Origin of the sequence: Kocuria sp. p3-SID1428, from assembly GCF_025149945.1 — a bacterium.
GTDB lineage: Bacteria > Actinomycetota > Actinomycetes > Actinomycetales > Micrococcaceae > Kocuria.
This window is the reverse complement of the sequence record NZ_JALXVH010000001.1, coordinates 21,869-40,100: the sequence shown is the minus strand read 5'-3', so window position 1 is coordinate 40,100 and position 18,232 is coordinate 21,869. Positions and strand designations below refer to the sequence as shown.

Below are 18,232 nucleotides of genomic sequence, written 5' to 3'. Positions count from 1 at the left end.
ACAGACTTCGTGCGGCGCGCTGGGCACACAGTGACAGCGCGCACAGGCTGTAGCCGCGCACAGACGAGAGCAGCCCCGCTGCTGCCTATCGAATGACCGTCAGGAGAGACTCCTTGTCCACTCAGCACCAGGGCATCACCGATCCGCCCGTCGACCGCCTGCTCACCAAGTCCGACTCCAAGTACGGACTCGTGATCTTCTCGGCACGCCGCGCCCGGCAGATCAACGCGTACTACTCGCAGCTGCACGAGGGCCTGTTCGAGTACGTGGGTCCGCTGGTGGAGGTCCAGCCCAACGAGAAGAGCCTCTCGGTGGCCATGCGCGAGATCGACGAGAACCTGATCGAGTCCACGGAGGTGACCGACGCCGGCTTCTCGGAGAACGGCCAGCTGGTCGCCGAGCGCGAGCTCGCCGTCGACGACTTCTACTCGGACTACTTCGGCGAGCAGCAGGGCGGGGAGGTCGACTCCTCCATGGTGTTCTCGGAGTCCGCCGAGGATCAGGGCGCCGAGGCCGCCGCCCCGGAGGCCGAGGCCGCCGAGGAGCAGGCAGAGGTCCCCTCGGACGAGCCCTCCGAGAACTGAGCCACCGGGGCCACATCCCCAGCGCAGCGCGTCTGCGCACCGCAACGGCCGGTCGGGATCCAGTCCCGACCGGCCGTCGTCGCATACTCGCCCGGTGCCTGCGGCACTGCGGCTGCACCGCACGAGCAAGGGAGAGAGCCGGATCATGCGCATCGTTCTGGGCATCGGCGGCGGGATCGCCGCGTACAAGTCAGCGCTGCTGCTGCGCCTGCTCACCGAGGCCGGGCACCACGTGGTGCCCATGCCCACGCGCGCGGCCCTCGAGTTCGTGGGCGCGCCCACCTGGGAGGCGCTGTCCGGGGAGCCCGTGAGCACAGACGTCTTCGACCGCGTGGACTCCGTCAACCATGTCCGCCAGGGCCAGGAGGCCGATCTGGTCATCGTGGCGCCGGCGACCGCCGATCTGCTGGCACGCACGGCCCACGGGCTGGCCGATGACCTCCTGAGCACCACGCTGCTGGCCACCGAGGCCCCCGTGCTGCTGGCACCGGCCATGCACACCCAGATGTGGCAGAACCCTGCGGTGCGCGAGAACGTCGCCGCACTGCGCCGCCAGGGCCGCCATGTGCTCGAGCCCGCCTCCGGACGGCTGACCGGGCAGGACTCCGGACCGGGCCGGCTGCCGGATCCGGAGGTCATCTGCGATGCCGCCCTGGCACTGGTGGCCGGTCCCGCGGGGGAGGCCCCCGGGCAGTCGCTGGCCGGGCTCCGGGCGGTCGTCTCGACGGGCGGCACGCAGGAGCCGCTGGATCCCGTGCGGTTCCTGGGCAATCGCTCCTCCGGCAAGCAGGGCCTGGCCGTGGCCCGCGCCCTGCACGCCGCCGGGGCGCAGGTGGAGCTCGTGGCCGGACATGTGGAGGTCGCTGTGCCGGAGGCCTCCGAGGGGATCAGCGTGCACCGCATCGGCACCGCCGAGCAGCTGCAGGAGGTCATGCAGCGGCTGTCCCAGGAGGCGGAGGTCGTGGTGATGACCGCTGCGGTCGCCGACTTCCGCCCGGCCGAGGTGGCCGAGTCCAAGATCAAGAAGACGGCCGATGAGGACGAGGCCCCCACGATCGTGCTCAGGCGCAACCCGGACATCCTGCGCGGACTGGTCCGGGCGAGGGAGGATTCCGGGCGGGAGCAGCTGATCGTGGGCTTCGCCGCCGAGACCGGCAACGCACACTCCGACCCGCTCGAACTCGGCCGCGCCAAGCTGGCGCGGAAGGGCTGCGACCTGCTGTGCCTCAACCAGGTGGGCACGGACATGGTCTTCGGCCAGGACACGACCCGCGTGACGATCCTCGAGGCTCCCGTGCGAGGCCGTGCCGCGAGCGAGCAGACCGTCGAGGGCACCAAGACGGAGGTCGCTGCGGCCCTGTGCCGGCGCATAGCCCAGCGCCTGGGGCGCGCCGAATGAGTCTCCGCATGCGCCGGGAGGTGCTGGGACATCGGGGGCTGGCGGTACCCTGTCAGGCGTGACTTCGACGCCTTCCACCCCCAGCAGCGCCCGCAGGGCCCAGACGCCAGGCCGCATGAGCTTGTTCACCTCGGAATCCGTGACCGAGGGCCACCCGGACAAGATCTGCGACCGCATCTCGGACTCGATCCTCGACGCCCTGATCGCCACCGACCCGAACTCCTCGGTGGCCGTGGAGACCATGGCCACCACGGGACTCGTCCATGTGGCGGGCGAGGTCAAGTCGCAGGCCTATGTGGAGATCCCCTCGATCGTGCGCCGCTCCATCCTGGACATCGGCTACAACTCCTCCGTCCAAGGCTTCGACGGCAAGTACTGCGGGGTGTCCATCTCGGTGGGGGAGCAGTCCCCGGAGATCTACGAGGGCGTGTTCAACTCCCTGGAATCCCGGGAGGGCACCGCCGTCGATCCGCGCGACGCCCAGGGAGCCGGGGACCAGGGCATCATGTTCGGCTATGCGTCGAATGAGACCGACGTCCTGATGCCTGCGCCGATCCACTACGCGCACCGGCTCTCCGAGCAGCTCACCCGGGTGCGCAAGACCGCGGTGCTGCCCCAGCTGCGTCCCGATGGCAAGACCCAGGTCACCCTGCGCTACGACGGCATCACCCCGGTGGCCGTGGATACCGTGGTGGTCTCCGCGCAGCACGCCGAGGACTACGAGCTCGAGCAGCTGCGCCACGATATCCGCGCCTCCGTGATCGATCCCGTCATGGAGGAGACCGGGCTGGATCTGTCGGGGCTCAAGGTCATCGTGAACCCCGCCGGCGACTTCATCACCGGCGGCCCCGTGGGAGACGCCGGGCTGACCGGGCGCAAGATCATCGTGGACACCTACGGCGGCATGGCACGTCATGGCGGCGGCGCCTTCTCCGGCAAGGATCCGTCCAAGGTGGACCGCTCGGCGGCCTACGCCATGCGGTGGGTGGCCAAGAACGTCGTGGCCGCGGGGCTGGCGGAGCGGGCCGAGGTCCAGGTGGCCTACGCGATCGGCAAGGCGCGTCCGGTGGGGGTCTACGTCGACACCTTCGGCACCGAGACCGTGGATCCGGCGCGCATCGAGTCGGCAGTGGAAGAGGTCTTCGACCTGCGGCCGCTGGCGATCATCGAGGACCTGCAGCTGCAGCGTCCCATCTACGCCAAAACCTCGGCCGGGGGTCATTTCGGCCGTCAGGATCCGGATTTCACCTGGGAGAAGACCGACCGGGCGGACGCGCTGCGATCGGCGGTCGAGGCCTGAGCCGTGCCGGCTGAGCCCACTCCCGAGCGAGTCTCCGAGCAGGTGCAGCCGCCGGAGCAGCTCGCGCTGATGGCCGAACTGCCTCGCCCCGGGCAGACTGCCGGGCGCGGGGCAGGGGGAAGCCGCGGCTCGCAGCGCCGCACGGGACCACTCGAACCGGCGTATCTGGCCGAGTCCGAGCCTGTGGCCCGCGTGCGGCTGGAATCCCACCTGCCGCACCTGGACCGGCTGTTCGACTACGGCGTGCCCCAGGATCTCTCCGAGGGCGCCCAGGCGGGCACCCGCATCCGCGTGCGCTTCGGCGGGCAGCAGATGCGCGGGTGGATCATCGAGCGGACGTCGTCCTCGGAGGTCGCCTTCGATCGGCTGCAGCCCATCCTGTCGCTGCAGTCCGCCCTGCCGGTGCTCGTCCCGCAGGTGCTCGCCGTCGCCGAGCTCACAGCACAGCGCTGCGCAGGGACCGTGGCAGATGTCCTGCGCTGTGCCGTGCCCCCTCGGGTGGCCTCAGTGGAGAAGACCGCTCTGGCCGCGCGCGCCCAGGCGCAGACGGGACAGGTCCAGGACGACGCCGGCGCAGCCGAGCCGGCAGCCGAGCCTCAGGCCGCGGAGTCCTCGGCGGCGTCGACTCCGTCGGGCGCCTGGTCCGAGTACGACGGCGGTGCCGAGGCGATCGAGTCCCTGCACGGCGGGCAGCAGGTGCGAGCGGTGGTGCAGGCGCTGCCCTCGCATCCGCAGCACGATGTCTACGATCTGAGCGCCCAGGCGGTCGCCGCGGCGCTGGCGGCCGGGCGCGGAAGCATCGTGGTGGTGCCGGATCACAAGACCCTGGAGCGCACCCAGCGCGCGGTGGAGGCCGTCGTGGAGGCGCAGCTCGTGGCGCGGCTGCACAGCGAGGACAAGCCGACCCCGCGCTATCGGGCCTTCGTGGAGGCGCTCGAGGGCCGGGCCCGGATCGTGATCGGCACGCGTCCTGCGGTCTGGGCTCCGGTGCAGGATCTCGGTCTGATCCTGGTCCTCGACGACGGCGATCACAGCCTCGTGGAGCCCCGAGCCCCGTACCACCACGCCCGGGAGGTGGCGCTGCTGCGCGCTCAGCACGAGGACCTCAGCCTGCTCGTCATGGGCGAGGCCGTCACGCCGGAGGCCGAGCGGCTCGTGGAGACCGGCTGGGCGAGCTCTATCGCAGCGCAGCGTCCGGTGCTGCGGGCGAACATGCCGCGCATCGAGGCGACCTCGGACTCCTGGCACGAGGCCCATGACGCCCTGGCAGGGCGCGCCCGCCTGCCGGAGACCGCCTTCCGCGTGGCCCGCCGAGCCCTGGCCGAGGGACCCGTCCTGGTCCAGGTGGCCCGCACCGGCTACGCCCCGGCCCTGACCTGCCAGCGATGCCGGGCGGCCGCGCGCTGCACCGTCTGCGACGGCCCCCTGTCCGTCTCCGCACAGGGACGGCTGCCGCAGTGCGGGTGGTGCGCCCGTCAGGCCGCCACATGGTCCTGCGCTGTCTGCGGGGGGACGCGGTGGCGCTTCGCCTCCGTGGGGTCCCAGCGCACCGCCGAGGAGCTGGGCCGCGCCTTCCCGCAGGTGCCCGTCGTCTGGTCCTCGGGCGATCAGGTCCGCCGGGAGCTCCCCGCCGCACCTGCGCTCGTGGTGGCCACACCGGGTGCGGAGCCGCAGGTCGAGGGCGGCTATGCGGCGGCCCTGCTGCTGGACGGGGATCGCATGCTCTCCCTGCCCGGGCTGCGGGTCGAGGAGGAGGTGCTGCGCAGATGGGTGCACGCCGCCTCGCTCGTGCGTCGCGGCAGCGACGGAGGGACCGTGGTCGTGACCTCGGAGCACGAGCGGGTCGTGGCCTCCCTGGTGCGCTGGGACGTGCGCGGCCATGCTGCCCGCGAGCTGGCCGAGCGCCGCAGCCTGCAGCTGCCGCCGGCCGTGCGCTGCGCGGCCCTGACCGGACCGCTGACCGCGCTCGAGGCCTTCACGCAGATGCTCGGACTGCCCCCGGAGGTGCGCACCGTGGGCCCGGCACCAGTGCATCAGCGCTGGGACGAGGAGGCAGCAGACCCCGAGGCCGGATCGGCCCCCGGTGATGCTCTGGGCGGGCTTCACGGCGCCGACGACGACGCGCACCGGCTCCTGCTGTTCTTCACCTACTCGCAGGCCGCCGAGGTCACGCGCAGGCTGCGGGCGGCCCGCGCCGAGGCCTCTGCCCAGCGCAAGCACGCCCCGGTCAACGTCCGCTGCGATGTGGCCGATCTGCTCTGAGCCGGATCGACCGTCGCAGCGGTCGCTGCTGTCTCAGCAGCCCTGCCGTCGCCGTCGTCGTGGCTGCTGCGGCCTCAGCGGCGCCGGCTGCTGTCGATCTCCCGGGCCAGCCCCACCAGTGACTGCGCCGAGTCCCGCCAGGTCCACGACGACGCGCGCTCGAGCCCGGCCAGCACGCGCGTGCGTGCGATCTGCGGGTCCTCGAGCTCGGTGACGGCGCGGGCGAAGGCTGCGTCGTCGCCGGGAGGGCAGTAGGCGGCGGCCTCGCCGCAGACCTCGTGGAAGATCGGGATGTCGGTGCACACCACGGGGGTACCGGCGCAGAAGGCCTCCATGAGCGGCAGTCCGTAGCCCTCGGCCCGCGAGGCGTGCAGGAGCACTCCCGCTCTTGCCAGCAGACGCGCGTGCTCCTGCTCGGAGACCCCGTTGTGGAAGACGAGCCGGGCCTCCGGTCCGGCGGCCCGCACCAGGCGCTCCTGCTGGGCGGGGGTGACCCGCGAGAGCAGGTGCAGCCGCCGGTGCGGAAGCCGAGCCGCCATGCGTGCAAGGGTCTCCACGTCCTTGTACGGCATGAACGAGCCGAGGTAGAGCATCGAACCGTCGCGCTCGGCGAGCCGGTCCAGCGCCGTCTGCCGGCTGACGATCGAGTCCTGAGCCGCGGCATTCGGGATCACGCGCACGGGCCGGTCGCTCAGGCGCCTGCCCTGGATCAGCCCTGCGGAGGTCTGGGAGACGGTTGCCACGGCGTCGGCGCGGTTCAGGGCCAGGCGCTGCGGCCATGAGGCGCGGTGGAAGGCGCGCCAGCCCAGACGCACGGGCAGCGGCAGCTCCGGCGGGGGCGCGGGGTGGTCGTAGTAGATCAGGTCGTGCAGCGTGAGGATCAGCCCGAAGCGCCGCCGCAGCGCCCCCATGGTCTGCATGGGGGAGAAGACCACATCCGGACCCCGGCGGTTGAGCAGCTGCCCCGTGAGGACCTCCCCGGCCGAGACCGGATCCGGCCCCATGAACCACTCGAGGCGCGGGAGGTGCTGCAGCTGAGCCGGATCCGAGATCATCAGCTCGACCCGCAGCGACGGATCTTGCGCCGCCAGCTGCGCCAGCCCGTGGGCCAGTCCTGCGCTGTAGCGCGAGATGCCGTCGTGCGGTCCCACCCGCACGTACCGGGCATCCAGCACCAGGTGCAAGGGGCCGGTCATCGCCGCCCCCTGCGCACGATCGGCAGCAGCTGCGTGAACTGCGAGGTGTTCGGCCGAGCCTGATCGATGGGCGGCAGCTCGTCGTGGACATCGATGGGCTCGGGATCCGGGCCCTGCACGAACTCGTGGATCAGCTCGGCGGTCTCGATCGGCTTCTCGTAGTGGATGAGATGGCCGACGTCGTCGAGGATCACCAGGCGGCGCCGGCGGATCCAGGTGGCCATGCGCTGCTGGGCCTCGACGGAGCCGAGCGGATCCTGTGCCCCGGCCACGAGCAGCACGGGCATGGACAGCAGCGGAGCGACCTCGGCCACCGTGCGGGAGATCGAGGCGCGATAGGCCTCGGCCACCACGCGACGATCGGCGAAGGAGCCGAAGTACGCGCGGTGCTGGTTCTCCACGTAGCTGCGCAGCTGCGGGTCCTGGGAGACCGTCATCTTCCGGCTCATGAGGTCGCTGACCGCGTGGCTGCGCAGGAGGCGCTCGCCCATGGCCTTCGGCAGGCGCATGGCCAGGGTGTAGTAGGCGTCCGCGGCCTTGGTGGCGGCTGCGTCCTGGGCGCTGAGCGCCGGCTCGCAGATGGGGTTCAGCAGCAGCAGCTGCTCGACCATGGCCGGGTGCTCGGCGGCCAGGTGCGAGGCGATCACCGAACCGAAGGAGTGGCCGAGCAGCAGCACACCGCGCCGGCCCTGCGGGTGCACCGCGCCGTCGGTGAGCTCGGTGAGGAACCGGCGCAGGAAGCCGACGTAGTGGGCGACGTCGTGCGGGTCCTGGGGGAACGGCTCCGAGCGTCCGAAGCCCGGCAGATCCGGCACGACCACGTGGTAGCGATCGCGCAGGCGGTCGGCGATCAGCTGCAGGCCGTGGTGGTCGCCGCGGAAGCCGTGGACCATCACGAGCAGCGGCTTGCGCCGGGTGTCGACGTCGTAGAACCAGTAGCGGGTCTTGTACCCGTCGAATCTCATGCTGCGCTGCTCGGCCTGCGGATTCTGCTGCACGCGTTCCTCTCCGGGCGGATCTGTCCGTGTCTGCTCGGGCCCGAGTCTACGGAGGACCCCGGACGCCGCAGGCTCGAGGCGCGGATAGGATGTGGGGGTCGCCGTCTTCACGGTCGCAGCCCTGCTGGGCTCCCGGCACGGACGGCGCACGGCAGCCGGGACCAGCGCCCCGGCAGGCCCGCACAGCAGTCGGACGCGAGACAGCCGGGACAGCCCCGGCGGATGAAGGCAGGCACGTGAGCACGCAGCAGCATGGCCAGGAAGAGACCGGGCAGGTCTGGGACGCCCACGAGCTCGAGGCCCGCTGGCAGGGCTGGTGGGAGCGCAACGACGTCTTCCGCCCCCTCGACGACGGCTCCAAGCCCCGGCGCTACGTGCTGGACATGTTCCCGTACCCCTCCGGCGACCTGCACATGGGCCACGCCGAGGCCTTCGCCATGGGGGATGTGGTCGCCCGCTACTGGCGCCAGAAGGGCTTCGACGTCCTGCACCCCATCGGCTGGGACTCCTTCGGGCTGCCCGCGGAGAACGCGGCGATCAAGAACAACGCCCATCCGGCCGAGTGGACCTACCGCAACATCGAGACCCAGAAGGCGTCGTTCCAGCGCTACGCGATCGCCGTGGACTGGTCCCGGGAGCTGCACACCTCGGATCCCGAGTACTACCGCTGGACGCAGTGGCTGTTCCTGCAGTTCTGGCAGCGCGGGCTGGCCTATCGCAAGAACTCCCCGGTGAACTGGTGCCCTAAGGACCAGACGGTGCTGGCCAACGAGCAGGTCGTCGACGGCGCCTGCGAGCGCTGCCACACGCCCGTGACCAAGAAGTCGCTGAACCAGTGGTACTTCAAGATCACCGACTACGCCGACCGCCTGCTCGATGACATGAACCAGCTCGAGGGCGCCTGGCCGGAGCGGGTGCTGTCCATGCAGCGCAACTGGATCGGGCGCTCGCAGGGCGCCCATGTCACCTTCGGCATCGTGGAGCGCGACGCCGACGACGCCCAGCCCGAGCGCGAGCTCACGGTGTTCTCCACGCGGCCGGACACGATCTTCGGCGCCACGTTCTTCGTGGTGGCAGCCGACTCGCAGCTGGCGCAGGATCTCGTGGCGCAGGAGCACGCCCAGGAGCTCGACGAGTACCGCGAGTCCCTCAAGGCCGTCTCGGACATCGAGCGCCAGGCCACGGACCGCACCAAGACCGGTGTGTTCCTGGGCCGCTGGGCCGTGAACCCCCTCAACGGCGAGCGCCTGCCGGTCTACGCCACCGACTACGTCCTGGCCGACTACGGCACCGGAGCAGTCATGGGCGTGCCCGCCCACGATCAGCGCGACCTCGACTTCGCCCGCGCCTTCGGCCTGCCCGTGCGCGCGGTGGTGGACGCCGGGGCGGAGGACCCCGCCGAGACCGGTGCGGCCACCAGCGGCGACGGCGTCCTCATGAACTCGGGAGCCCTCGACGGGCTGAGCAAGGACGCCGCGATCGACAAGGCCATCGAGCTGCTCGAGGCCGCGGATGCCGGTGCTCGGCACATCAACTACCGCCTGCGCGACTGGCTGCTGTCCCGCCAGCGCTTCTGGGGCGCCCCCATCCCGATCATCCACTGCCCGCAGTGCGGCGAGGTCCCGGTGCCCGAGGACCAGCTGCCCGTGCGGCTTCCGGAGGATCTCAAGGGCGAGCAGCTGGCGCCCAAGGGCCAGTCGCCGCTGGCCTCGGTCGAGGACTGGGTGAACGTGGTCTGCCCGTCGTGCGGCGGGCCCGCCCTGCGCGACACCGACACCATGGACACCTTCGTGGACTCGTCCTGGTACTACTACCGCTATGTGTCCCCGCAGGACGAGACGGCCCCGTTCGATTCGGAGGCCGTGCGCCGCTGGGGCCAGGTGGATCAGTACGTGGGCGGCGTGGAGCACGCGATCCTGCACCTGCTCTACGCCCGCTTCTACACCAAGGTCCTGTACGACCTTGGCATGATCGACCACGACGAGCCCTTCGCCCGCCTGCTCAACCAGGGCCAGGTGCTCAATCAGGGCAAGGCCATGTCCAAGTCCCTGGGCAACGGCGTGGACCTGGGCCAGCAGCTCGACGCCTTCGGCGTGGACGCCGTGCGCCTGACCATGGTCTTCGCCTCCCCGCCGGAGGACGACGTCGACTGGGCGGATGTCTCCCCGGGCGGCGCCCAGAAGTTCCTGGGCCGCGCCTGGCGCGTGGGTCAGGACGTCGCCGCCTCGGGCAGCGCCGTCGACGCCGATCCGGCCGCCGGCGACGTCGCCGTGCGCCAGGCGACCCACCGCGCGATCGCCGAGGCCGAGTCCGCGCTGGAGAACCGCAAGTTCAACGTGGTGATCGCCAAGGCCATGGAGCTGGTCAACGCGCTGCGCAAGGCGATCGACTCCGGGGCCGGTGCCGCCGATCCCGCCGTGCGCGAGGGCGCAGAGGCCGTGGCTGTGCTGCTGTCGCTGGTGGCTCCCTACACCGCCGAGGACATGTGGCATGCCATGGGCCACGACTCGGCGGTGATCGATGCCGGCTGGCCGGTCGTCGACGAGTCGCTGCTGGTGGACGACACGATCACCGCCGTCGTGCAGGTCAAGGGCAAGGTGAAGGACCGCCTGGAGGTGCCCGTGGATATCGCCGAGGACGACCTGCGCGAGCTCGCGCTGGGCTCCGAGGCCGTGCAGCGGGCGATCGGCGACGCCGAGATCCGCAAGGTCATCGTGCGGGCCCCCAAGCTCGTGAACATCGTGGTCTGAGATGTCCGGCCAGCGCAGGATAGCGGTCGTCACCGACGACGCCGCAGCCCTGCCGCAGGAGTGGGTCTTCCCGCCGGCGGGCGGGACTTCCGGTGCAGACGTCGCCGGCCAGGACCCCGAACGCACGGAGGGCGCGGCGGACGCGTCGTCGGTGCTGACCGACGAGGACGAGCGCGCCGTGGCACGCTCCGGCCGTCCCGGGCTGGCCGTCGCGGCCATGCCCGTGTCGGTCGATGACACCGATCTCGACCAGGACCGCGACGACTGGCTCGCGGTGGTCGAGGAGGCCCTGGCGGCCGGGCGCAGCGCGGTGACCTCTCGGCCGTCGCCGGGTCAGCTGCTGCGCCAGTACCGTCAGCTGGAGGCGCAGGGCTACGAGGGCATCGTCTCGGTGCACTGCTCGGCCCAGCTCTCCGGCTCCGCCACCTCGGCCCGGATCGCCTCGGCTGCCGTCGGGATCCCGGTGGAGATCGTCGATTCGCGCACGATCGCCATGGCCGAGGGCCGCGGCGTCATGGAGGCGTGGGAGGCTGCCGGCACAGGGGCCGAGCTGGCAGAGACGGCCGAGGCGGCCCGGGCCGGCAGCGCGGCCAGCCAGCTGCTGCTGTGGGTGCCCGGGCTCGACGCGCTGCGCCGCGGCGGGAGGATCCCGCCGTCCGTGGCTGCGCTGGGCTCCATGCTGCAGGTGCGCCCGGTGCTGCGTCTGGTCAACGGCCAGCTTACGATCGCCGAGCTGCCCATGACCGAGCAGCGCGCCCGCACGAGGCTGTTGCGCCGAGCGGGTCGTGCGCTGCGGGATTCCACCCGGGACGTCCCCGAGGTCACCGTGCACCACCTGCTCGACGACCACGGCCGGGAGCGCGCCGAGGAGTTCGCCGAGCAGCTGGTGGCCGAGCACTGTCCCGACGCCCGCGCCCGCTGCGTGCCCCTGCCCGCTGTGCTCGCCGCCCACGCCGGTGCCGGGGCGCTCGGCGTGATCATCCACGGCTGAGCCGGGCGGCTCTGCTGCCCCCGCGCATGCCTCGCGTCTCCACAGCGTCGGGCTTCTCCCAAGCGCAGGGTGAAGCCTCTGCTGCGCACCTGCGCGGCCCGCCGGGATCCTGCTGCCGCAGTGGAATGGGGGCATGACCCCTGTGACTCATCGCGGACGGCGCCGTCTGGAGCGAGAGCGGCCCGTCGAGCGCCTGCGCGGACTGCTGGATGACGACCTGCGCGCCACCGGCCACGACCTGCCCCACGACGACCGCCCCGAGGACTGGGTGGAGGACTCTGCCCCGGCACCCGAGACCGAGTCCGCGGAGTCGGCACCTGCCGAGAGCGGAGGGGCGGCCGCCAGGCGCCGACGGCTGCTCGCCGCGCCGCCCGCGTCGGGGTCGAGCTCGTCTGCGGAGCCCCTCGGCCCGAGGGCTCTGCCGCTGGATCCCGACGAGCAGCCCTGGGTCTCGCCCATCCGCGCGCGTCTGCCCTGGGCCACACTGGCGATCGCGGGTCTGGTGCTGATCCTGGTCGTGGTCTCGGTCCTGCTTCGCGGGCGCGACCAGGAGGCCGTGGTCTCGGCTCCGTCGTCCGCAGGACCCGTCGTGGACGAGCAGGCGGGTGCCTCGCAGGCGGCAGCGGAGGGCGGATCCGTGGAGGGGGCGGGAGCGCTCGGTGCGGCCGGAGACGGAGCCAGCGCAGGGACAGCCGACGCACCGGCTTCCGGCAGCCCGGTCACGGTCCATGTGGTGGGGGAGGTGGGCGAGCCCGGGGTGGTCGAGCTGCCGGCCGGGTCCCGCGTGGCCGATGCGGTGGAGGCCGCCGGCGGGCTGAGCGAGTCAGCCGTGACCGATGCGGTGAACATGGCTGCCCCCGCGGCCGACGGCGTCCAGATCGTCATCCCGGACCAAGCACTGGCGGAGCAGTGGGAGCAGGACCCGCCGACGCCGTCCTCGGGATCCGGCGGACAGACTGCCACCGGCAGCGCTCAGGCCGGATCTGCCGCCGCAGGCGGGAGCCCCGAGGAGGGGCCTGCGGCCACGGGCGCAGCGATCGATCTCAACACCGCCACGGCTGCACAGCTCGAGGAGCTGCCGAAGGTCGGACCCGTTCTGGCTCAGCGGATCGTCGAGCACCGAGAGCAGATCGGCGGATTCCGCTCGGTCGAGGAGCTCGATGACGTCTCCGGCATCGGCCCGGCCATGATGGAGGCCATCGCGCCGCTGGTCACCGTGTGAGAAGGCCCCGACGGCATCCGTCGGGGCCTTCTTCCTGCGCTGAGGGCTCAGGCTCGATCAGGGGGCGGTGTCCATCTGGGCGAACTGCACGTGGGTCTGCCAGTCCCCGGCCGTGATCGGTCCGGGGGCCGGAGCCTCGGATTCCTCCGAGACGCCGGGGGTGAGCAGCGTGAAGGACAGGCCGGCCCCCAACGCAGCGACCGTCACGAGCTGAAGCGGCCGCTGGTGCTTGGACTGGGGCAGGAATCGCAGGAGGCGAAGCTGGGCCATGATGCTCCTCGGGTGCTGATCTCGACGCCCCGGCCGGGGCCGGGCACTGCGGGGCGGCACTGCTGGTCAGGATCAGAATGCGCCCGGCAGGTGTCCGGAATGTCGACCGCCGGTCTCCCGGAGCCGACCCCCGGACGACGGTTCGGCGACGCTCAGGCGAACGGACGGTGACCTGGTCCGCAGCACCCGAGGGCCGCCGAAGCCGGAGGCCGCCTCAGGAGGTGACCGTGAACGTGATCCGCTCGGTCGTGGAGACGCCGTAGCGATCCGTCTGCGTCACGGTCGCCGTGTGCTCGCCCGGAGCGAGGTCCTCCGGCAGATCCAGACGCCACAGGTGACCGGAGGCCTCGGCGACGGAGCCGCCGCGGACCAGCTGCTCCTGGGCAGCCGCCGGATCCGAGAACTCGGCGCCCACCCGCTTGGACTCGCCCTCCAGCTGCTGGGTGTGCTGCGCCTGCTGAGCCGGGCGGCCGTCGATCGAGACCGAGACCTCGGTTCCCGTACCGCCGGCCCACACGTTCGTGGTCAGCCACGACTCGCCCAGCTCGTCCGCCGAGACCTCGAGCGGGGTCTCGAAGGCGGGAGCCTTCCCGACATTGCGACGGTTCGCGTCGTACCAGTCGCGGTAGGCAGGGGTGTTCAAGCCCAGGGACATCTGCTCCGAGGCCGCCCGCCCGGTGCCGATGAACGAGTCCTCGTACCGGTTGCCGTGGGCCCCCAGCGTGAAGACGCCGGGGACGGCGCCGTCGCGCTGCAGTGCGGTCGGGTAGCCGGCCTCCGTCACGCGCCCGGTGTACCAGTCGCCGGAGATCGCTCCTGCGGTGATGTGGTCGAACGGCAGCTCGTCCACGCCGTAGAGGCTCTTCCAGCCCTCCATGGAATCGCCCTCGCGCATGACCTCCAGCGTGTGGCTGTGCCCGCCGAAGGCGACGGCCGGACGGTCGCCGATGATGTCGTGGACCGCCTGGACCTGATCCACCTGATGGCGGTCCGAGCCCTGGTCGTGCCAGTTCAGCAGCGGGATGTGCGAGGCCAGCACGATCAGCTTGTCCTCGGGGGTGTTCGCGATGTCCTGGCGCAGCCATGCGAGCTGCTCATCGTCGATGCCGCCGTTGTACGTGCCGTTGTAGGGCGCGCCCTGCGAGTACTGCACGGTGTTCAGCGAGACCACGTGCACGTCGCCGGCGTCGTCGGAGTAGTAGTCCGGACCGAACTGGGACCGGTAGGTGTCGAAGCGGTGGTCGTAGTCCGCGTCGAGGTCCAGGTCGTGATTGCCCGGCAGGAAGCGGGCGGGTCCGTTGAGCAGTGACGTCAGTTCGCGGGTCTGGTCGTACAGGTCCAGGTCATCGCCGACGATGTCGCCGATGAACAGCGCACCGCAGCCGGTGAAGTCGGTGCGCTGAGTAAGGTCGGCGAAGGCCCCGCGCAGGGCGTAGTCGACCTCCTCCTGCGTGTAGGTCTGGATGTCGCCGCCGATCAGGCAGCGCTGATCGCGACTGAGCGTGTCCGTGGTGCGCGCCAGCGGGAAGTCGACGGCATCGGGCAGCGGGCCGGTCGGGTCGATGCCGCCGTAGTGCAGCTCGGGGGAGCCGGCGGGCATGTGGGTGTAGAAGAACTGGGCCACGTTGTCCTCGTCCACGGGGACCTGATAGCCGGCCGGCTGGGTGAGGAACACCGTCTCGCCGTCGCGCACGGAGATCTCGTAGCGGCCCTGGCGATCGGTGGTGACGATCTTGCGGCCGTTGGAGACCTCCACCCCAGCGATCCCGCGCTCACCGGGGTCTTGCTGCGAGTTGCGGTTGCGGTCGTCGAAGACGGCGCCGTCCAGGACGTCCTGGTCGGCATCGGGACCGGCGGTGACGTCCACCTGGCCGCGGAAGGCCTTGCCGTTCCAGTCGTCTGCGGAGGTGGAGGATCGCGACGGCTCCTGGGCCGGCGCCGGCGCCGGCGCGAGCAGGGTGAGGCTCAGCCCCGCGGTGAGGACGGCGGCGCTGAGCGCGCGTCGCGGGCGAGGATCACGGGAACGGGCAGTGCTGGGGTGGGAGAGGTGCTGCTGGGACATGATGCTCCTGACGGGTGGTGCAAAGGATGCAGATCCGTGCTCGACAGGGCCGGGGAGCGGACCCTGATCCGCCCTCGGCGGGGCGGACAGGTCCAGGCTGACCTGGGAAGATGTCCTCCGCTCCACCTGAGGGTCGACAGCAGTCGACCACTTCCCGTCCCGGTGCCGACGCCTCGGGAAACACTCGGTGCATTGACGTCTCGAGTTGCGCGGGGGTCTCGACGCACGAGGCTCGGTGCTGCGACCTGCGTCGCTGTCGCTGTCGCAGCGGGGAGCGGTCGGGCCCTCGCGCCTCCACAGGGGACTCGTCTGAAGGCCGGCCGGACGGGGGGCCTCTGCCCGCCTCAGCTGAGGACTGCCACGCAGGAGGCACTGGTGCAATGCGCCGGTGACCTCCTCCCGCCATCCCGCCCGCGCCCTGCCTCCGCGGGGTCGGCAGGAGCCGGGATCTGAACGGGGACGTGGACGACGGAAGCCGGGCAGACCGAGTGGCGCCTCCGGAGCGGGTCCCGAGGCTCCAGGCGTGCTCGCGCGGCTGTGGCTGCGCTCGCAGGAGATGCCCGAGCGGTGGGCGCTGGCACACAGCGCTCGCCGGGAGGAGCGCCTCGAGGCGGCCCGGAGGGCGCTGCGCCCCACCTGGGATCTGCGCCTTGTGCCCGTGGCGCTGAGCGCGTGGGGAGCCGCTCTGCTGGGGACGTCGCAGTCTGAGTCGGTGGGCGCTGCGCTGGGAGCGGTGCTCGAGGTGGATCTCCGGCTGCTCATCGCAGCGGGACTCGCCATGGTCCTCCTCGTGGCCGTGTTCGCTCGTCGGAGCGGGCGCAGACTGCCCGGGGGAGCAGCACCGGGCTCGCCTCGCGGCCGGACACTGGCTGCCCTGCTGCCGACGGCCGCATTGTGCGCGGTGGTCGTCGCGTGCGTCCTGCTGCGCGCGGGCACCCAGCAGCTGGCGGCCGCCGAGGACATGCGCGCAATGGACGCAGACGCGCAGCGCGTGGTCGTCGAGGTGACCGACCGACCCGTGACGTGGCAAAGCGCCACCGCCTCGAGCTTCGGGCCGGGACCGGAGGAGGTCGGCGAAGCCTCCAGCGGGGTCGTCGTGCCGGTGCGGCTGAGCAGCGGAGCCCGGGCCACCGTCTTCGCCCAGGACGGCCGGTGGGCGAGCCTGCGCAGCGGGGATCGCGCGGAGGCCGTGGTGAGCGCCCCCCAGATCGAGCAGACCGACCTGCAGCTGCGCAGCACCGGGCCGCCGCAGCCGATGACGGAAGCCCAGGACCGCCCGTCCCTGCTCGAGACGGCCACCGAGCGCTTCGCCCTGGCCGCACAGGCCCGCGGACCCGATGCCGCCGGGCTGCTGCCGGGGATGACCTACGGGGACCGCAGCGGACTGAACACCGGACTCGAGAAGGCCATGAAGGTCACGGGCCTGACCCATCTGACCGCCGTCTCCGGCTCCAACTGCGCCCTGGTCATGGCCATGGCCGGCCAGCTCGCCCTGGGGCTGGGGGCCCGGCGACGGGTGTGCGTCTTCCTCGGCCTCGGTGCACTCGCGCTGTTCGTCGTGCTCGTGGGCCCGGATCCCTCCGTGCTGCGGGCGGCGGCGATGGGAGCCGTCGCCGCGCTCGCGGTCCTGTCGGGGCGCGGGCCCGTCTCCCTGGCCGCTCTGTCAACGGCCGTGTGCACACTGCTGGTGATCGATCCGAGCTTGGGCACCGAATACGGCTTCGCCCTGTCGGTGTGCGCGAGCGCGGGGATCGTCGTGACGGCCCGCCCGCTGACCCGGATTCTGGAGCACGCCATGCCCACGGCGGCGGCGCTCGTGCTCGCGATCCCGATGGTGGCCCAGGTGTGGTGCGCCCCCGTGCTCGCGCTGCTCACACCGACCGTGGCCGCCTATGCGGTGCCGGCCAATGTGATCGCCGCCCCGGTCGTGCCGCTGATCACGGTGCTAGGCCTCGCCGCGCTGATCCTGCTGGGCATCGGCGGCCCGGTGGGGGAGGCGCTGGCAGGCGCACTGCTCGAACCGGGCTCGTGGGCGGTGCGGCTGATCGCGGGCTCGGCCCGGTTCTTCGCGGGGCTACCGGGCTCCACAGTCCCCTGGCCGGCGCCCCCGGTGGGTCCGGTGCTCATGCTGGTCCTCAGCGCGGGGCTCATGGTGGCCGTGCACCGGCTCGATGCCCGCTGGCTTCGGCGCTCCTGTGTGGGCGAGGTCCGATCCGGGCCGGCACCGGGGCCCGTGACCGAGGCAGCCTGGCACCGGGCCCGACGACGCGAGCGAGCCTGGCGCAGCGCAGGGCTGATCGTGATCGCCGTAGGGGTCGTGGCGCTGGTGGCCGTGCTGCGCTGGCCGGATCCCCGATCCGAGGACTGGTCGGTGCTCGCCTGCGACGTGGGTCAGGGCGATGCGGTCCTGCTGCGCGGCCGCGAGGATGGCCAGGAGTCCACGGTCCTGATCGACTCGGGTCCCGATCCAGGTGCGCTGCGCGGGTGCCTGAAGGACGCAGGGGTCGGGCACCTGGACCTGATGGTGCTCACCCATGACCACGCCGATCACGTGGCCGGCGCCGAAGGTCTGGGCGAGGTCGTGGACATCGATCGGGTGTGGTGGTCCTCGGCGACCGGACGCGCCCCCGATGAGCTCGCCGGGCTGGAGGATCGCGCCGCCCGCCCTCAGCTCGGCCAGCGCTTCGAGGGCGCGGGACTCGAGCTGGTCGTGCTGGGCCCGGATCCCGCCACGTCCCGCATCAGCCCCGAGTCCGAGGACGAGAACAACGCCTCGATCGCACTGCGCGCCGAGGTCGGCGACGGGTCGCAGCGCCTCTCGATGCTCGCCGCCGGAGATCTGGAGGAATCCGGGGTCGGGCCGCTGCTGCGCTCGGACCCGCAGCTGCTGGACGTCGATCTGCTCAAGGTCTCCCACCACGGGGCGCGCAACGGCGGGGTCGCGATCATCGACGCCGCCTCCCCGCACCTGGCCCTCGTCAGCGTGGGCGCGGACAACGACTACGGGCACCCGCATCCGGTGATCCTCGAGCACCTGGGGCAGGGATCGATCCCCGTGGCGCGCACCGATCAGATGGGGGCCGTGGCCGTCCACGTCCAGGACGGGACGCTGACGGCGCAGTCGCTCGGCTGAACGATGGCAGGGGAGGGATCCTCGCGCATCCGCGGGCCTGCGCACCGGCGGCGGTGAATCCGACG

At 72.0% G+C, this 18,232-nt stretch carries 12 protein-coding genes; 8 read left to right on the top strand and 4 right to left on the bottom strand.

What is annotated here, in order from left to right; genetic code table 11:
• Window positions 1-113 precede the first annotated feature (113 nt).
• The 4 genes from rpoZ to M3E84_RS00145 all read left to right on the top strand — a co-directional run bounded on the left by rpoZ (window position 114) and on the right by M3E84_RS00145 (window position 5,545).
• Window positions 114-584 (top strand): DNA-directed RNA polymerase subunit omega, encoded by a 471-nt coding sequence (rpoZ, locus tag M3E84_RS00160; RefSeq protein ID WP_259893814.1) that lies wholly within the window; start codon window positions 114-116, stop codon window positions 582-584.
• A gap of 145 nt (window positions 585-729) precedes the next feature.
• A complete protein-coding gene (coaBC, locus tag M3E84_RS00155; protein WP_259893813.1) occupies window positions 730-1,983 on the top strand; it encodes a bifunctional phosphopantothenoylcysteine decarboxylase/phosphopantothenate--cysteine ligase CoaBC in 1,254 nt (417 codons plus the stop codon).
• A 115-nt stretch (window positions 1,984-2,098) separates the two neighbouring features.
• Window positions 2,099-3,283, top strand: coding sequence for a methionine adenosyltransferase (gene metK, locus M3E84_RS00150; RefSeq protein WP_259893810.1), 1,185 nt, complete (start codon window positions 2,099-2,101; stop codon window positions 3,281-3,283).
• Between the two features lie 3 nt (window positions 3,284-3,286).
• The gene (locus tag M3E84_RS00145; protein ID WP_259893808.1) at window positions 3,287-5,545 is read left to right on the top strand and encodes a primosomal protein N'; all 2,259 of its coding nucleotides are present in this window, start codon (window positions 3,287-3,289) and stop codon (window positions 5,543-5,545) included.
• Between the two features lie 74 nt (window positions 5,546-5,619).
• Here the strand turns inward: M3E84_RS00145 and M3E84_RS00140 are convergent, their stop codons facing one another.
• Both M3E84_RS00140 and M3E84_RS00135 read right to left on the bottom strand, forming a co-directional pair.
• Window positions 5,620-6,741, bottom strand: a complete 1,122-nt coding sequence (locus M3E84_RS00140; protein ID WP_259893807.1) for a glycosyltransferase family 1 protein — start codon at window positions 6,739-6,741, stop codon at window positions 5,620-5,622.
• Window positions 6,738-7,739: an alpha/beta fold hydrolase gene (locus M3E84_RS00135; protein ID WP_259893806.1), complete on the bottom strand. Its 1,002-nt coding sequence runs from the start codon at window positions 7,737-7,739 to the stop codon at window positions 6,738-6,740. Before M3E84_RS00135 ends, M3E84_RS00140 begins: the two co-directional genes overlap by 4 nt.
• A gap of 236 nt (window positions 7,740-7,975) precedes the next feature.
• On the opposite strand from M3E84_RS00135, the gene leuS reads away from it, so the two are divergent.
• The 3 genes from leuS (at window position 7,976) to M3E84_RS00120 (ending at window position 12,702) form a co-directional block, all read left to right on the top strand.
• Window positions 7,976-10,489 (top strand): leucine--tRNA ligase, encoded by a 2,514-nt coding sequence (leuS, locus tag M3E84_RS00130; protein WP_259893804.1) that lies wholly within the window; start codon window positions 7,976-7,978, stop codon window positions 10,487-10,489.
• 1 nt (window position 10,490) lies between these two features.
• A complete protein-coding gene (locus M3E84_RS00125) occupies window positions 10,491-11,480 on the top strand; it encodes a DegV family protein (protein WP_259893803.1) in 990 nt (329 codons plus the stop codon).
• A gap of 133 nt (window positions 11,481-11,613) precedes the next feature.
• Window positions 11,614-12,702, top strand: coding sequence for a ComEA family DNA-binding protein (locus M3E84_RS00120; RefSeq protein ID WP_259893802.1), 1,089 nt, complete (start codon window positions 11,614-11,616; stop codon window positions 12,700-12,702).
• 57 nt (window positions 12,703-12,759) lie between these two features.
• Here M3E84_RS00120 and M3E84_RS00115 read toward each other — a convergent pair whose 3' ends face one another.
• Together M3E84_RS00115 and M3E84_RS00110 are read right to left on the bottom strand one after the other, a co-directional pair.
• On the bottom strand, window positions 12,760-12,972 hold the full coding sequence (locus M3E84_RS00115; protein WP_259893801.1) for a hypothetical protein: 213 nt from the start codon (window positions 12,970-12,972) through the stop codon (window positions 12,760-12,762).
• A gap of 214 nt (window positions 12,973-13,186) precedes the next feature.
• On the bottom strand, window positions 13,187-15,034 hold the full coding sequence (locus M3E84_RS00110) for a calcineurin-like phosphoesterase family protein (protein WP_259893800.1): 1,848 nt from the start codon (window positions 15,032-15,034) through the stop codon (window positions 13,187-13,189).
• 523 nt (window positions 15,035-15,557) lie between these two features.
• Between M3E84_RS00110 and M3E84_RS00105 the strand changes: the two genes are divergently transcribed.
• Window positions 15,558-18,167 carry a ComEC/Rec2 family competence protein gene (locus tag M3E84_RS00105; RefSeq protein WP_259893798.1) on the top strand — a complete coding sequence of 870 codons (2,610 nt, stop codon included), beginning with the start codon at window positions 15,558-15,560 and terminating at the stop codon, window positions 18,165-18,167.
• Window positions 18,168-18,232: the final 65 nt, after the last annotated feature.

Bases quoted from the DNA above. Each gene is read 5' to 3' on its own strand.
- coaBC (WP_259893813.1), top strand. From the start codon at position 730: ATGCGCATCGTTCTGGGCATCGGCGGCGGGATCGCCGCGTACAAGTCA.
- metK (WP_259893810.1), top strand. From the start codon at position 2,099: ATGAGCTTGTTCACCTCGGAATCCGTGACCGAGGGCCACCCGGACAAG.
- M3E84_RS00140 (WP_259893807.1), bottom strand. From the start codon at position 6,741: ATGACCGGCCCCTTGCACCTGGTGCTGGATGCCCGGTACGTGCGGGTG.
- M3E84_RS00125 (WP_259893803.1), top strand. From the start codon at position 10,491: ATGTCCGGCCAGCGCAGGATAGCGGTCGTCACCGACGACGCCGCAGCC.
- M3E84_RS00120 (WP_259893802.1), top strand. From the start codon at position 11,614: ATGACCCCTGTGACTCATCGCGGACGGCGCCGTCTGGAGCGAGAGCGG.
- M3E84_RS00115 (WP_259893801.1), bottom strand. From the start codon at position 12,972: ATGGCCCAGCTTCGCCTCCTGCGATTCCTGCCCCAGTCCAAGCACCAG.
- M3E84_RS00110 (WP_259893800.1), bottom strand. From the start codon at position 15,034: ATGTCCCAGCAGCACCTCTCCCACCCCAGCACTGCCCGTTCCCGTGAT.